Genomic DNA, 17452 nt, shown 5'->3' with positions numbered 1-17452 from the left:
ATGAAATGGAATAATAATATAAAGACTGCTATTCGCGTAGCGAAGATCGAGTTGAATTCGATGTTCTATTCCCCGGTGGCTTGGCTTGTTTTAGTGATATTCGGTTTTCAGATCGGGATGGCTTTTGCCCGGGTGTTTGGCGAGCAAATCCGATATCAGGATATGGGATATGATTTGTGGCAGGTTACTTCTGCCGTGTTCGTGGGGATGAAGGGTATATTACCTCCTATTCAAAGATATATTTATTTGTATATCCCGTTAATTACCATGGGATTGATGAGTCGGGAATACCAGAGTGGGTCGATCAAACTTTTGTATTCTTCCCCGGTAAAGAATGCTTCCATTATCATGGGGAAATTTTTATCGATGATGATATACGGTTTGGCATTAATGGCAGTGTTGGGTGTATTTGTGTTGTTTGCCGCGATTACCGTCGTGAACTTTGATTACCCGATGATACTTACCGGAATGCTGGGGTTGTATTTATTAATACTGGCTTATTCCGCGATAGGATTGTTTATGTCGTCAATTACCAAATATCAGGTGGTTGCGGCTATTGGAACATTGGCGATACTTGCAATTTTGAATTTTATAGGCGGTGTCGGACAGGAGTATGATTTCGTGCGTAATATCACGTATTGGTTATCTATCACCGGGCGTTCGGATTCATTTATCGAGGGGTTGATGGCAAGTGACGACGTGCTTTATTTCTTGATTGTCATCGGTTTCTTTCTCTCGTTGTCCATACTGAAATTGAACACGGAAAAGAGTATTATGTCTTTCAAGACAAAGGTGATGAAATACAGCGCTATTGTTGTGGTGGCAATAGCCTTGGGGTACGTTTCCTCGCTTTCTTCGATGAAGTATTATTATGATGCGACGTACACGAAGTCAAACACGCTTTCCAAGGAAAGTCAGGAAGTGCTTAAAAATTTGGAAGGAGATTTGACGATTACGACTTATGTCAATTTGTTGGACGAGAGTTTTTATTACGGTTTACCCCGTAACAGGAACAAGGATTTTGAACGGTTTGAAAAGTATTTCCGATTTAAGCCGGATATAAAAATGAAATACGTCTATTACTATGATAAGGCTAATAACCCGAGTCTGGAATGGAGGTACCCGAATAAGACGGACGACGAACGGGTTGATCTGTTATGCAAAGCGAACCGTTTGGATATAAAGATGTTTATGACGCCGGATGAGATCAAGGAAATGATTGACTTAAAACCGGAATTGAATAGGTTTCTCCGCATCGTGGAACGGGAGAACGGGCAAAAGGCTTATTTAAGAATGTTCAATGATAATAATAAACATCCGGATGAGGCGGAGATTTCAGCTGCTTTGAAACGTTTTATTTCACCTTCACCGATGGTTGCTTTCTCCACGGGTTACGGTTCGCGGGAAATGGATAATTACGGGGGAAGAGGATTTTACCTGTTTGCCAAGGATAAGTGGTTCCGTCAATCGTTGTTGAACAATGGTTTCGACACGAAAACAATAGATTTGGATAAAGATGAAATTGACGATTCGATCCAAGTGTTGGTTATATCCGACCTGCGGGAACCATTGTCTGACGTGGCAATGAATAACGTTCAGAAATATATTGACAGAGGAGGGAACTTGTTTATTTTAGGTGAATATAACCGAGAAGTGAATATGAATAAATTGGTTGCGTCTTTAGGTGTTAAATTTGAAGAAGGCGTGGTGGTGAATAAAAATGAATACACTTCTCCGACAGTACTTGTCGGTTTCTTTACCCCGGAAGCGGCGAAGAAATATCCGACATACGAGAAATTGCAGAAATATGATTACGTGGTAGCCTTACCCACGGCACAGGCGATTGATTATTCCGGCGTTAAAGATTTTGAGGTGACTCCGGTATTGGTTTCAGATCAGGATGCTTGGATCGAGAAAGAAACAACGGATTTTGTTGACGGGGAGTTTGAGTATAACCCGGAAGCGGGAGAGAAAAAAGGAGTACATGCCGTGTTGGTCACGTTAAGCCGAAAGGTCGGTGATAAAGAACAGCGGATCGTGATTTCAGGGGATGCCGATGTGGTGGCTAACGAAGCGTTGACCTCTCAGTTCACGGGAATCAGTGCATCCAATTACAGTATTATCAATGGTTCATTCCGTTGGTTGTCGAATGAACAATTCCCTGTTGACACGAGAAGAGCGGATTATATAGATACCAGCCTGCGTCTTCCGAAAGGATGCCGTTCGTGGGTAAATTGGGGTAGCATGTGTGTTTTCCCTTTGCTTATCTGTATGTTAGGAATCGTGGTAATATTTCGTAGGAAACGGAAATAAATAAGTTATGACAAATAAAATAGTTGAAGTGAAAGGTCTTTCACACCGTTATAGTGTGGATTGGGCTATCAGAGATATAAATTTCGAGATTGAAACGAAAGGAGTGTTTGGCTTGTTGGGCTCCAATGGAGCCGGTAAGTCCACGACCATGAATATCATATGCAATGTATTGACTCAGACGGAAGGAGATGTTTTTATCAACGGAGTCAACCTTCGGAAAGATCCGATTCAGGCGAAGAAGTTTATCGGGTTCTTACCCCAGAAAGCCCCTTTGCACACGGATATGACCGTTGATGAATACCTGTACCATTGTGCTGATATTCGTTTGATGCCGAAGACGGATATTCCGGCTGCAGTGGAACGGGCTAAAGAAAAATGTGGCATCACTCATTTCAGCAAAAGGGTGATTGGTAATCTTTCCGGGGGATATCAGCAACGCGTGGGGATAGCGCAAGCTATTATCCATGATCCGATGTTCGTGATTCTGGATGAACCCACGAACGGGTTGGACCCGAACCAGATCATGGAAATTCGCCATTTGATTCGGGGAATAGCGGAAGAACGGGCTGTATTGATTTCGACACATATACTTCCGGAAGTACAGGCGACATGTGATTATATCATGATGATCGAACATGGAAATACGGTATTTAAAGGAACGATAGAAGATTTTAATAACTACATGGAACCTAGTGTGCTATTGGTGATTATGCATAATGCCCCGGAAAATGATGCCGATCTTTTGAGTATAGAAGGAATGAAACGGGTGGAGCGATTGACACGAACCCGTATCCGTTTACACTTCACGGATGGGGATACCGCGATTGTCGGGAGAGTTGTAAATAAAGCGATTAGCAATAACTGGCATCTGCGAGAGATATCTTTGGAAAAAGAGTCTTTGGATAAAGTATTCGCTAAATTATCTGGAAAATCATTCTAAAAGAATTTATATTGATGAGGACAATAACAAGAATAATGAAGACAGAACTGAGAGTTCTGTTCTTTTCCCCGATAGCTTGGATGGTACTGATTGTTTTTGCTTTTCAAGCAGGATTGGCTTATTGTGATGAATATGCTAATCAGTTGCGTGATCTGGCGATGGGATACAGACCTTATTATTTGACGAGGTCTTTGTTGGCAGGATATGGTGGGGTATTTACACAAATGTTGAATTATCTCTACTTGTATATTCCACTTTTAACGATGGGGTTAATGAGCCGGGAGTTGAGCAGCGGTTCTATCAAACTGCTTTATTCATCTCCGGTTTCAAACTTGCAGATTGTATTGGGAAAATATCTCTCGATTGTAGTTTACGGTTTGATATTGGTATGTATATTGTTGATTCCCTTGTTCTTCACGGTATTCACGATAAAGGAGCCGGATATTCCGTTAATGTTCACGGCTTTGTTAGGTGTGTTTCTTACGGTATGCGCCTATGGGGCTATCGGTTTATTTATGTCCACGATCACGAAATATCAAGTTGTAGCGGCAATCGGGACTTTGGCGGTACTAGCCGTGCTGAATTTTATCGGCGGTGTCGGGCAAAATATTGACTTCGTGCGGGATTTGACTTATTGGTTGTCCATTTCCGGTCGCTCGAAGATATTTTTGGAAGGTATGATTTGTAGCCGGGATATTTTTTATTTCGTGTTGGTTATTTTCATGTTTTTGGCATTCACGTTCATTAAATTGCAAGGGGAACGGTTGAAGAGGACCGTGTGGCGGACGTCCGGTAGTTACTTGTTTGTTTTCGCTATGGTGTTATTGGCAGGATATGGTTCTTCACGTCCTCAAATGATGGTTTATTACGATGCAACGGCGACGAAATTGAATACCCTTACAGAGAATAGTCAGGAGATAGTGAAACAACTGGACGGGGGGCTGACCTTGACGACATACGTGAATTTATTGGATGATACTTGGTACAACGGTGCTCCGGATTCTAAAAATTACGATATGGAGCGTTTCGAGAACTACGTGCGCTTCAAACCCGAGATGAAAATCAATTACGTGTATTATTACGGGAAGGGTACAAACCAGCACTATGACAAGGTGTACAAAGATTTGTCCGTGGAAGAACGAATGAAAAAAGTATGCGAGGGGTACGATTATAACCCGGAAATGTTCATTTCTGCGGAGGAAGTACAGAAAATGGATGACATCTCGGAAGAAAACGGACGTTTTGTTCGGGTTTTCAAACGGGATAACGGTCAAAAAGCATTTTTGCGTATCTATAATGATATGTATGTCCATCCCTTCGAGAGTGAGATCACGGCGGCATTAAAAACGTTGGTCGGCAAATCACCTCTGGTAGCGTTTGTCAAGGGACACGGGGAACGTGAATGTAACGATTACGGGGATCGGGGATATGCCGCTTTTGCCAAGAATCCGACGTTCCGGAGTGCACTGATTAACCAAGGTTATCAAGTTCGGGAATTGACGCTTGGGGAGTCCGTTCCGGATAATGTGGATGTATTGGTTCTTGCCGATATGAAATCAGCTTTTACCCCGGAAGAACAAGCGAATTATGATGCTTATGTGGAGCGGGGTGGTAATTTGATTGTGTTAGGGGAACCGAAACGCCAGACATTCATGAATCCCGTGGTGGAGAAGTTGGGATTGCGTTTTTCTGATGGAATTCTGGTAGCTCCGTCCAAAGAATATTTAGATGATATTATTGCCGTGAATGTCATGGAGGGAGCGTTAAAAGCTTCGCCCTATTTTATGGATATGATAAGACGGGGATATACCGTAATAACCCCTTCGGCGTGTGCCGTTCAAGTGGTGGATGGGAACAAAGGTTTTGAAATTTCGGAAGTATTGGCAACTTCTCCCCGGGGCTCTTGGCTTGAGTATGAAACAACGGATTTTGTGAATGAAACATCCCAATTGAATCCGGAAAAAGGAGAAATCGAGCAATCCAATTCGGTCATGCTATATTTGACACGGGATATACCGGATAAACCGCAGCAACGGATATTCGTGCTCGGTGATGCCGATTGTTTGTCCACGAAAGAATTATCAACCCAACGGGCTGGATTGAACGGTGCGAATTTTAGCATGATCACGGAAATGTTCCGTAGCCTCTCTTATGGAGAATATCCGATAGAAACTGCTCGGGTGCGTCCACCGGATGATAATGTCAACATCCCACAGGATTCAATGTTCTGGCTTCAGCTATTCTTTATTTGGTTGATTCCGCTTTCCATTCTGGCGTGGTGCATCATGTTCTTGATCGGGAGAAAGAGAAAATAATTTTCGAAGACCGTAGATGTGTTTTGTGAAGGAGGTGTCCGTTAATTTCGGATGCCTCCTTCTTTTGTCAAAGTGTTTTCAAAATTATGGGAAGGTTTTGGTATTTCAAATTAAGTCGTATATTTGTACAAGTTACGTGAAGGTGTACAAATGAATACGGATGATAATTTATTGATCAAACAAATTGCCCGAGGGGATGAGGGAGCATTTAAAGCTTTGTATGAAGAGTTTTTTCATGTATTGCTGGCAGTTGCTTGTAAATACGTGGAACGGGAAGTGGCGGAAGATATCGTGCAGGATGTGTTTTTTAAATTGTGGAGTACTCCTCAAAAATTTCTGCACACGACAGATTTACGTTTTTATTTGTATCGTTCGGTTCAGAACGGGTGTTTGAATTATATCCGGAACAAGAAAGTTGAGGAGGGGTATAGAAATAAAGCAGAGATGGTCACGGAAGATTTCTTTTATAATGTTTTGTTAGAAGAAGAAATTTTTATTCGGTTGAGAAAAGCTGTCGATGAACTTCCGGAAAAATATCGCGTGGTAATAAACTTGAATTTAGATGGATTGAGTGACAAAGAAATTGCCGAAAGGTTGGGTATCACGCTAGATGCTGTCAAACAGCAGAAAAAGAGAGGAAAAGAGCGATTGAGAGAGCATCTGGATCATCCTTTCTTGATATTGTTTTTGATTTTTCTTTAATTTTTTGTCACTTTTCTTGTTGTTCCGTGTCATTTAATAAAAAAATAAAATGACGGAACGATTTCAATATATTAATCACATTGCAGATTTAATTGCTTTAGAGCTAACAGGGAAAATTAGTGGAGAAGAGCAACAAGAATTGGACTGTTGGAAAAAAGAGTCTCCAGAGCATATGGAGTTATACAAGAAATATTATTCGGAGATTTTTGTGGCTCATAAATTTGAATTTGTAAAGGAACATGATCTTAGAGAAGCCTATCAAGTTTTCGTGGAGAGAACATATAGAGCCGTACGACGTAGACGGAGAATCATGTTTTATCGCTACGTCGGAGTTATTCTTTTGTTATTTACGCTTGGAAGTATCGTTTTTTTGACTCGGGAGAAAGAAGAAGTGCCTGTATTTTTAGCACAAAAGATAATGCCTGGGACTTGTAAAGCTGTCCTAACCCAACCGGACGGTTTGAAAGTGGATATTTCAAATACATCTTATTTGGATTATATTACAAATAAGTCTTTGCCTGTAGTTTCCATGGAGAAGGAGGAACTCGATACACTTCCCTTGCGTTATTATACCATTACTATACCACGGGGCGGAGAGTATTCGTTGACACTAAGTGATGGTAGTATTTTGACAATGAATTCGGAGTCAGAAATTCGTATTCCGGAGAATTTTGATAAAAGACAACGGGATGTTTACATGAGTGGGGAGATTTATTTCGAAATAGCTCGGGATACGGCAGTCCCTTTTATTGTTCATACTGATCGCGGAAATATTAAAGTTTTGGGGACTTCTTTTAATGTTAGGGATTATCAGGACGAAACTTTTCTGGAAACAACTCTTGTAAGTGGAAAAATTGCATTTAATCAATCCGAAAAGGAGGTTTATTTGAAGCCTAATGAACAGTTGCGTTTAAATAAAGAGAACGGAGAAACTACAGTGGAAATGGTTGATGTTCGTTTATATTGTTCGTGGAAAGAGGGGCGTTTTGTTTTCGAGAAGGAACGTTTGGAAAATATAATGAATACAATATCCCGATGGTATAACATTAATGTTTCTTATGAAGATCAAGCCGTGAAGGATATTTTATTTACCGGAAATATCAAACGGTATGGTGACTTGGAACAAGTGATTGAAATGTTGAAATTAATAAACAAAATTGATATCGAAGTAAAAGGAAATGATGTTTTTATAAAGGATTGCCAATAAAAAAACAGGTGATACTCTCAATATCACCTGTTTAATTCTCCCGGAGAATGTCCGGAAAAATAGTATTTATTTGAATTACAAATGTATGAAAAAAAAGTTCAATTACAAAGACCATAGATGTGGTCTTCGAAAATGTTCTATTATGATGAGGTTTACAATCTTATTTATCTTGTTGTCAGTTCTCCAGATCAGAGCTGAAGTGAAGTCACAGGAAACATTGTTTAATCTGAAGATGGATGATGTTTCATTGATAGAAGTACTAAAGGCAGTTGAATCTCAAGGTAATTATACTTGTTTGTATAGTTACAGCGAGGTAGCTGATGTATTACATCTGAGTATAGATGTAAAGAATGCAAGTGTCCAAGATGTTTTGAAACAAGTGTTGAAAGGAACGAATTTGCAGTTCAAAATTGTAGATCAAACAATTGTTATTCAGAATGTGAAATCTAAATCGACGAAAACCGAACAGAAAAAAATTAAAGGGCGTGTGCTGGATAAAGAGCGGCTTCCACTTCCCGGGGTGACTGTTTTGATTAAAGGAACACTTGTGGGGTGTGCTACTGATACGGCGGGGCGTTTTACTTTGGTGTTGCCTGAAAATAAAGATTTGACACTAGAATTCCGTTTTGTCGGTATGGAGCCCAAAGAGGTGAAATTGAAAGATATCACAGATCAGAATATTCTGGAAGGGAAAACTGATTTGTTGGTGGTGCTTATGGAGCAAGCAGAGAGCCTCGATGATGTTGTTGTGACGGGATACGCTAATGTTAGAAAAGAATCATACACGGGTACGGCAGTCAGAATAGAGGGGAAAGATATATTGAAGGTTGGAAACCGTAACGTGATATCGGCTTTACAAGTATTCGATCCTTCATTTCGGATTATGGAAAATAATTTGATGGGGTCGGATCCCAATACCATACCGGAGTTTTATATTCGGGGACAATCAGGTGTCGGTATTCGAGAATTGGATGTCTCGGATGTTTCTGAAGCAAAGTTAAAGAATAACCCCAACTTACCTATTTTTATTTTGGATGGTTTTGACGTGAGTGCTGAAAAAATCTATGATATGGACCCAACCCGTATTCATAGTATCACGATATTGAAAGATGCGGCAGCAACAGCTATTTATGGTTCCCGGGCTTCGAATGGTGTCATTGTTGTTGAAACGAAAGCCCCGAAAGCCGGGAAGTTAAATGTGAGCTATAATCTAGTTGGTAGTATCACAACCCCGGATTTGTCCAGCTATGATTATTTTAATGCAAAGGAAAAATTGGATGCGGAGGTTGCTGCCGGATATTACGAGGTGAATGACCAGCAATCACTTCGAGAGGTTTACGCCCACTATATTGATAAGATGAATGCTATCAATAAAGGAGTCGATACTTATTGGCTGAGTCAGCCGTTGAGAACCGGTTTTAATCACAAGCACAGCTTGTACGTGGATGGTGGTAATGATGCTGTACGTTATGGGATAGAACTTCGGTACGATAACGAGAACGGGGTGATGAAGAAATCATACCGGAATCGGGTGGGAGCCGGTTTTTATATTGACTATCGTTTGAAAAATATGCAGATACGTAATCATGTTTCCTATGATCGGGTAAATGCGAAGAATTCTCCATTTGGTAGTTTTGCCGATTTCGTGAAACAGTTACCCTATAACGAGATGAAAGATGAAACGGGACACTACTTGCCGACTTTGACAATGTATGGTAGTGGTAATCCTCCCGTGAATCCGATGTTCGAGGGGAAGGAAACAAAGAATTTCGACAAGAATTATTATGAGGAATTCACGAATAATTTTATGTTGGATTGGTATATTACAGATGCTTTCCGATTGAAAGCCCAATTGGCGTTGACCAAAAGAGTAGAAGGTTCAAAGACGTTTATAGATCCGAAATCAGGTACTTTCGCAAACGTGAGGGATGATCTTGGTGAGTTGAAAGGTTCTTTAGCTGTTTCTGACGGTAAGGATTTTCACTGGACCACGAATTTGTTGTTAATGTATAACCAAACTTTCGGCAATCATTATTTAACAGGGACATTGGGCTTAAATACAACCGAAACGACGTATTACAGTACTTCAAGTGCTTACAAGGGATTCCCTTCCGGAAGTTTGAATTCCATCATGTATGCCCAGCAGCAAGATGGAAAAACACAGGAAACGGATAATCATACCCGTTTGTTTGGAGCATTTCTGACGATGAACTACTCGTATAAAGATATTTACTTGTGTGATGTATCTTGTCGTTTGGACGGTTCCTCTGAATTTGGTGCGGATAAAAAGTGGGCTCCATTTTGGTCTGCGGGAGTTGGTTTGAATGTACATCGTTATAAATTTTTAAATGATAACGAATGGATTTCTCAGTTAAAGCTTACGGCTTCTTTCGGACAAACCGGTAAGGTAAATTTCCAACCCTATGCGGCCAAAGATATTTATGAAATCTATGATAAGAATTGGTACATCACGGGAATGGGCGTACAATTAATGGCTTTAGGGAACACCACACTGGGATGGGAAGTGAAAAATGCCACGAATGTAGGAGCGGAAATCACGTTGAAAGAAGGTTTGCTTTATTTGAAAACAACTTACTATCACGAGAAAACTACGGATATGATCACGGAGATCGATATTCCGTCATCATTCGGTTTCAATAAATATTTTGATAATTTGGGAGAAATCAAAAATACAGGTTTTGAATTCCAGTTACGTTCGGATATATTGAATAAAAAAGATATGTTGTTTTCGGTATTTGCCAATCTTTCCCACAATAAAAATGAGATATTGAAAATATCCAATTCATTGAGTAATTATAACGATAAAGTAAATGAACATTACGAAGGTTATAATCAATGGAATTCCAGTGACGAGAAATATGCGAAACCATTTATGAAATATGAAGAAGGTGGTTCGTTAACCTCCATTTTCGGAATGAAGTCTTTGGGGATTGATCCGTCTAGCGGGCAGGAAGTATTCGAGAGAAAGGACGGAACAATTACCTATGATTGGGAAGCAAACGAGCAACAGATAATAGGAAACACTGAGCCCGATGCTAAAGGTTCATTTGGTTTTAACTTCATGTGGAAATCATTATCTGTTTACGCTTCTTTCATGTATGAATTCGGGGGAGAACGCTACAATGATACTTACCCTACTCATATTGAAAGTGTGGATTTATGGAGACATAATGCGGATAAACGAGTTTATTCCGATCGTTGGATGCATATCGGCGACCGTACTCCATTGAAGAATATTGCAGACCGTTCGGCAGTATCTCGTCCAACTTCCCGTTTTGTTCAAAAATATAATACCCTTGATTTTAATTCATTGAGTGTTTCATGGTCATTTGAAGGCAATTGGATTAAGAAGTTAAAAATAAACACTTTGAAGTTACAATTTAATACGACAGGATTGGCTCATTTTTCAACGGTAAAACAAGAAAGAGGGACATCCTATCCTTATGCCAGAGTATATGATTTGACATTGAATGTTAGCTTTTAATCGTAAAAGTGTTGATTATGAAAAGAAATATTGTTTTGTTATTATTATTCGTGTTGACAGCTTCATGTAATGATTGGCTGGAAATTACACCGAAGAGTCAAATAAGTAAGGAAAAATTGTATTCTGACGAAATTGGCTTCCAGAATGCATTGAATGGTATATATCAAGGAGCCTCTGTTTCAGATTTGTATGGTAAAAATCTGACTTGGGGTATGTTAACAGCTATTTCTCAGACTTATAATCCGGAATCACTACAAGAGGCGGAATCTTATTTTTCTGAATACACGTATGACAACGAATACACGAAACCTATTGTTACCGCGGTTTGGGAGGGGCTATACAAATTAATTGCTAATTGTAATTTACTATTGAATGAGATAAGTGATGCTTCTCCCTCGTTATTTACTTTGGATACAGTATCTAAAAATGTGATTACTGGGGAAGCGTTAGCGTTGAGAGCATTCTTCCATTTTGATATTATTCGTCTTTACGCTCCGGCTCCGGTGACGGAGGATGAAACTCCCTTAATTCCGTATCAGGCAGAATGGCCTTCGGAGATTAAAACGAATCTCGGCGTGACGGCTGCGTTGGAGGAGGTCATCAAGGATTTGTTATTGGCAAAAGACTATCTTGCTTTATGCGATACTTCGTTTAACAAGTCGGCCATGTCTAGTTTTGATGCTCGTTTTAACGGTAATTTCTGGCCCGCTCAAGGTGGTACTTTTATGAATTACCGGGGAATGCGGATGAATTATTGTGCAGTTTTGGGAATGTTGGCCCGCGTGTACCTTTATAAGGGAGATAAGGAACGTGCTTATCAATACGCGTGGGAATTTTATAATAAGTTCGTGTTTGGTAAAAAATGGTTTAAATATAATGCCCCCTATGACTTTACAGATGATTTGACATATCGATGTAAGAAGCATTTGTCTGATTGTTTGTTTGCTTTCTATAATTTTGACTTGCTGGATAATTATGCTGATTATACGGTATATTGGGGCGACCCGATGATGATTCAAGGTGTGGATGAAATTTTTGAAAATGACGGAGATGATTATCGTAAAAATTATCTATTGGAGAAGAAGGAGGACTGGGAGACGACCTATACCTCTCTAAAATACAGAAGAGTGAATTCATTCTCGATAGATTCCGGGGAAGGACGTGTATTACCCAATTTGCGAATGAGCGAAATATATTATATTTTGATCGAGTGCTTGTATGAAAAAGAGCAAGCAAAAGCTTTTGAATTATTACAGGAATTGAGAAGGGCTAGAGGGTGCAAGCGTATAGTGAGCTCTGCTTTGGGAATTAGTGATTTACAGGATATTTTGATTAATGACGCTCGCCGGGAATTTATAGGGGAGGGGCAGTTGTTCTTCATGTATAAACGATTGAACAAATCTATTTTGAGTGTCGGTGCGGCAGTTAATCCCAGCAATAAGGTATTTGTATTTGGAATCCCGGATAGTCAGAAAATCTATTAATTAAGAAATTATGAAAAGATATTTATATTTAGCATTGTGTTTGTTGGGGATGATCGGATGTTCAACAGACAATATTGATTTGTATCAATCAGATGGATATATTTCTTTTGTGAATAAAGAGGCGGATACACTTATGATTTCGTTTTTCCTTTTGGGAAATTTGCAGGAATACGACTTACCTGTTGCGGTTCGGTTTACAGGAGATCCTCTGCTGGAGAAAGAGGCTATTTCTCTTTCTGTGAATAAAGAAGGGACAACAGCTGACACTAAATTTTATGATTTGCCTCAACCCGAGTTTCAGGCGATGAGCCATTTGGATACTTTCTACGTGAAACTTAAAAATTTCCCGGAATTGCAGCAGAAGACGGTTACCCTATGTTTGGAACTGGCTGAAAACGAAAATTTTAAACTGGGAGATCGTTATTATCGCCGGATGCATTTGAAGATAAATGATAATGTTGCAAAACCTTCGTGGTGGACTCCTGATGTCGAGACTTATTATTTAGGGGGGTATTCCGATAAGAAATTTCGGGAATTGATGACAGCGGCACAACCTGATTTGAGTAAGGTGGACGAAGGGTTAATTCGTACTTGGGCTTTGAAATTGAAATATCATTTGGAAGAACGGGCATCTTCTCCGTTAGGACCTGTCACGGAGGTTGACGGTTCATTAATGAGTGTTCCTGTCAGAGGTTAATCTAAAATGAGAAAACGATGAGAATAAATAAATTACTTTATGGAATATTAATTGCCGTTTTCGGTTTTTCATCTTGTTATGATGACAAAGGCAATTATGATTACAAGGAATTGGGCGTTAACGATATCACAATATCATTTAAATCTTATACGGTAACACCGTTTTACGGTGAGCCTGCAATATTTGTTCCGATAATTAAATATGCCAATAAGGAGGTTGATACGACAATTTATAAATTTGAGTATTGTTTTGAGAAGTATGGTGTTGTGTGTACGGAGCGGAACATGAATTATGTGTTTCAAGGTGAAACGGGTAGTGTGTCCGGAATTGTGATAGCAACGGACACAACCACGGGTAAGAAATGGTATCAGTCGGTTTCTGTTTCCTATCAAAGTCCTTACGAGAAAGGATGGATAGTTTTATCCGATGATGGAGGGAAATCTCGACTCAATATGATACGCTTGAGGAATGACGAGTATGTCACAGACCAGAAATTGTACACGACGCTTTATGGTGAAGATTTGGGTACACAACCTTATCGCTTATTCTTGAATACAAAGGGAATGTCTTGGAATGAAAATAAGGAATTGCGTGTGCTACAATATGGTCCGGAGGGTTCGGTTTCCTTGAATCCGAAGAATTTGGAGAAAACAAAAACACTTGCATCGGAATTCGCTTCCGGCGAGGAACCCGATGGCTTGAAACCTGTTACTATGGGATTCTCGGCTAATGCTGCTGTTGTTGTTGGTGACAAAGGGGATATGTACACTCGAACTTATAATAATGATAAACTGAATTATAGTATGTTTGTGGATATACCGATGAAGTATAACAATCGGATATTGGATATTCAATATGTTTTGACTGATCATCCGCTCCAGACTATGTATAATATTATCATATATGATCGGGCAACCCAACGTTTTATGACGATTTATGCGGCAGCTTATTATTACGCGGGTACGCCCAGTGTATTGAATCCTCCGGTTGTATTGCCTCCTAATATTCCTACACCGAACAAGCTGACAGGCTACGAGAATTTATATTCCCAGTTGTTCAACACCAGTTATTATGAAACGGGAGTGTTCGCTTTATTGAAAAACGAGGAGGGGAAAATTTTTGCTTACTCTTTTTCTTATGACACTGGCGATGATGTATGCACGGCTTTATCCATGAGTGAATTTACCGCAAGTGACAAGGTAAATGAAAATACAAAATTTCATCGTTTGAGATCCAGACCTTATTTATTTATCGCTACGGGTTCAGCCTTGTATTATTATGATTTGAACACGAATATAGCATATCCTTACAAAACTGATTTTTCCGGGAATATCACTTGTATCGAATCGGATTATATAAATAAAGACTCTGCGGTGGGTATAGGTTTGGATAATGGCGAGTTTTATTTGTTGGATGTGTCGGAAGATGTATTTATGAGCGGACAAATTCCGGAACCGATATATCATACGAAGGTGGCGGGGAAAGTCGTGGATTGTTTGTGTAAGTAGAATTTTATAAAAAATGAGATAGGTGTTATCAGGACAGGGAAGACAACCTGTCCTGATATTAGAGAACACGTTTTTTTTTTACATATATGTAATTGTTTCAAGATCACTGCTATGAGATTTAAAATCATTTTTGTTTTGCTGGCAATGTTATGTATTGCCACTACAGTGGATGCTCGTAAAAAAGATAAGAAAAAAGCGAGTCAGGAGGTGAAGTTAGAGAAGAAAGACTCTAAATATGAAGAATTATTTAAAGATAAAGCTTGTGAATCGGTAAAAGGAATGCTTACGATTCATAAAATGGATGGAAAGGTATATTTCGAATTACCATTGAGTTTGTTGGGGCGTGAGATGCTGCTTGGCTCGACGGTAAGTGAGATTACGGATAATCGTTTTTCTATCGTGGGAGAAAAGCCGTATGACCCTCTACATGTAGTGTTCACGAAGGCAGATTCGATGGTTAGCCTGCGTTTGATTACGTCTGATTTTGTTTCCCGGGATGAAAATATAATCGAGAGGATTCGGGAAAGCAAAGTTCCTGCTATTTTGAGAAATTTCGAAGTAAAAGCCTATACTCCGGATAGTACGGCAATTGTGATAGACGTTACAAGTTTTTTCTTGGATGATATCGATAATATGGGACCTTTTAATCCATATAGTCCTATCACCGGGTATGGTAGAGCTTGGATAGAGAAAGAATTTAAAGCCGGAGATTCTCGAATTGCAACAATCAAGGCTTTTTCTGATAATATTAGTGTGCAGTCTTCTATGGTGTATACCGTGAATGTCAGGGATGAGCGATATTATTATGTCTATAAGCAACCTTTCACGGCACTGATGAATCGTAGTTTGATTTTGTTGCCGGATGAACCGATGAAACCTAGACTGGCGGATCCTAGAATCAATATATTCGTGACAATGAAAACTTTATTCCGTAACGAGGGGAATGGGGTAAAAAGAATTTATTATGCCAATCGTTGGCGGTTGGAACCTAAAGACGAGGAAAAATTTCGTAATGGTGAATTAGTCGAGCCTCGTAAACCTATTATCTTCTACATAGATAATGCGTTTCCGGCAAGTTGGAAACCTTACATTAAAGAAGGAATTGAAAAATGGAATCTGGCTTTTGAAAAAATAGGTTTCAAGAATGCTGTTGTTACGAGAGATTTTCCCACGGATGATCTGGAGTTTGATCCTGATAATCTGAAATATTCTTGTGTTCGTTATTCTCCTTCTCAAGTAGCAAACGCTATGGGACCTTCTTGGACAGATCCGAGGAGTGGAGAAATATTAAATGCTTCTGTCTATTTATATCATAACCTCATACAGTTGGTGCAAGACTGGCGTTTTTTACAAACTTCTCCGGCAGATCCGGAGGTGAGGAAGATGAAATTGGGGGATGATATGCTAGGAGAATGTATTCGTTACGTGGTGAGTCATGAAGTCGGTCATTGTTTGTCCTTAATGCATAATATGGCTGGTTCTTCAGCTATCCCGACAGATTCTTTACGTTCCCCGGCTTTCACCCAAAAGTATGGAACAACGTATTCTATTATGGATTATGCGCGCAATAATTATATCGCCCAACCGGGAGATAAAGAACGAGGGGTACGCTTGACTCCCCCGGAATTGGGAATCTATGATTATTTTTCAATTAAATGGCTGTATACTCCTTTTTTAGATATGCGGACTCCGGAAGAAGAAGTACCGGTCTTGTCGGCTTGGATCAGTGAAAAGTCCGGAGATCCTATTTATCGGTATGGAAAACAGCAGCTTGATGTGCACATTGATCCCAGTTCCATGGAAGAGGACTTGGGAGATAATGCCGTGAAATCGGCAGAATACGGGGTGAGAAATTTGAAATACGTGTTGGAGCATCTCAATGAATGGGTAGGAAAGAAAGACTTTGATTACTCTTTCCGGGCAAGAATGTATAATGAGGTTTTATACCAATACTTGCGGTACGTGAATCACGTGTTAAGTAATATCGGGGGTATCTATTTGAATGAACGCTATGCAAGTGACAAACGCCCGAGTTACCAGCCTGTACCCAAAGAGAGGCAAAAACAAGCATTGCACTTCTTGTTGCAGGAGATGAAAGATCTTTCATGGCTGAATGGCGAGCAGTTTAAAGAGGGGTTTGCGTTATCGGGGAATATGTCGAATTTAATTGAAGATGAATTGTTTGAATCATTGATGAACTGTCCTTTTGCTTTAAATCTATGTGCCGAAAAAACAAAAAGTAATCCTTACACGGAAGAAGAATTTATGGAAGATTTTTCTCGTTTCGTCTGGGAATCAACCCGAAAAGGAAAAACATTAACAGAAACCGAAAAATCGTGGCAGATTAAATTCTTGACTCATGTGTTTGGAAATGCAGGTGTACAGAAGGGACTGAACGAAGAATCAATGGGTGCTTTAGCTTTTACCGCGAATCAATGTCAGGTTGCTATACCGGAGGTAATCAAGGAAAGAAGTCGTTCGTATTTCGGAATATTGCCTCCCTCTATTCTAGGGCGTTTCACGAATCAAGTGGAGCAGGCTGTTCCGATTTGTACAGATAATATGACACCCCGGGAAAAAGCCGGATTCGGTTTCTTTGTAGCGGCGCAACAGAAAGGTAAGCCTATGGAGCATTTTTATTTCTCTTTATTGAAAGACATACAACGTTTATTGAAAGAAAAGGCGAACACTGGGTCTTCAGATACTCGTGAGCACTATCGTTTACTCTTGTATAAGATTGAAAAAGCGTTGAAATAGTAAGTCCTGAAAATGTGAAATGAG

General features: G+C 39.8%; 10 protein-coding genes. All 10 read left to right on the top strand.

Annotated features, from left to right (window positions below; translation table 11 throughout):
* The 10 genes from H8S64_RS17385 (at window position 1) to H8S64_RS17340 (ending at window position 17428) form a co-directional block, all read left to right on the top strand.
* Window positions 1-2313 (top strand): Gldg family protein, encoded by a 2313-nt coding sequence (locus H8S64_RS17385; RefSeq protein ID WP_186977733.1) that lies wholly within the window; start codon window positions 1-3, stop codon window positions 2311-2313.
* A 7-nt stretch (window positions 2314-2320) separates the two neighbouring features.
* The gene (locus tag H8S64_RS17380; RefSeq protein WP_186977730.1) at window positions 2321-3253 is read left to right on the top strand and encodes an ABC transporter ATP-binding protein; all 933 of its coding nucleotides are present in this window, start codon (window positions 2321-2323) and stop codon (window positions 3251-3253) included.
* 14 nt (window positions 3254-3267) lie between these two features.
* Window positions 3268-5568 carry a Gldg family protein gene (locus H8S64_RS17375; RefSeq protein WP_186977728.1) on the top strand — a complete coding sequence of 767 codons (2301 nt, stop codon included), beginning with the start codon at window positions 3268-3270 and terminating at the stop codon, window positions 5566-5568.
* Between the two features lie 123 nt (window positions 5569-5691).
* Entirely contained in the window at window positions 5692-6270 is a 579-nt protein-coding gene (locus H8S64_RS17370) for an RNA polymerase sigma factor (RefSeq protein ID WP_222621209.1), read from the top strand.
* Between the two features lie 49 nt (window positions 6271-6319).
* Complete coding sequence (locus H8S64_RS17365; RefSeq protein WP_186977725.1) at window positions 6320-7477, top strand: FecR family protein; 1158 nt, start codon at window positions 6320-6322, stop codon at window positions 7475-7477.
* A gap of 142 nt (window positions 7478-7619) precedes the next feature.
* Window positions 7620-10982 (top strand): SusC/RagA family TonB-linked outer membrane protein, encoded by a 3363-nt coding sequence (locus tag H8S64_RS17360; RefSeq protein WP_186977723.1) that lies wholly within the window; start codon window positions 7620-7622, stop codon window positions 10980-10982.
* 17 nt (window positions 10983-10999) lie between these two features.
* The gene (locus H8S64_RS17355) at window positions 11000-12466 is read left to right on the top strand and encodes a RagB/SusD family nutrient uptake outer membrane protein (RefSeq protein WP_186977721.1); all 1467 of its coding nucleotides are present in this window, start codon (window positions 11000-11002) and stop codon (window positions 12464-12466) included.
* Window positions 12467-12476: 10 nt separating this feature from the next.
* Window positions 12477-13163 carry a DUF4843 domain-containing protein gene (locus tag H8S64_RS17350; protein WP_186977719.1) on the top strand — a complete coding sequence of 229 codons (687 nt, stop codon included), beginning with the start codon at window positions 12477-12479 and terminating at the stop codon, window positions 13161-13163.
* Between the two features lie 17 nt (window positions 13164-13180).
* Window positions 13181-14671, top strand: a complete 1491-nt coding sequence (locus H8S64_RS17345; RefSeq protein WP_186977717.1) for a PKD-like family lipoprotein — start codon at window positions 13181-13183, stop codon at window positions 14669-14671.
* Window positions 14672-14782: 111 nt separating this feature from the next.
* The gene (locus H8S64_RS17340) at window positions 14783-17428 is read left to right on the top strand and encodes a zinc-dependent metalloprotease (protein WP_186977715.1); all 2646 of its coding nucleotides are present in this window, start codon (window positions 14783-14785) and stop codon (window positions 17426-17428) included.
* The last annotated feature ends 24 nt before the right edge of the window (window positions 17429-17452 follow it).

Source organism: Butyricimonas hominis, from assembly GCF_014287455.1.
In the GTDB taxonomy this organism is placed as follows: Bacteria; Bacteroidota; Bacteroidia; order Bacteroidales; family Marinifilaceae; genus Butyricimonas; species Butyricimonas muris.
This window is presented reverse-complemented; position numbering and strand designations above follow the sequence as displayed.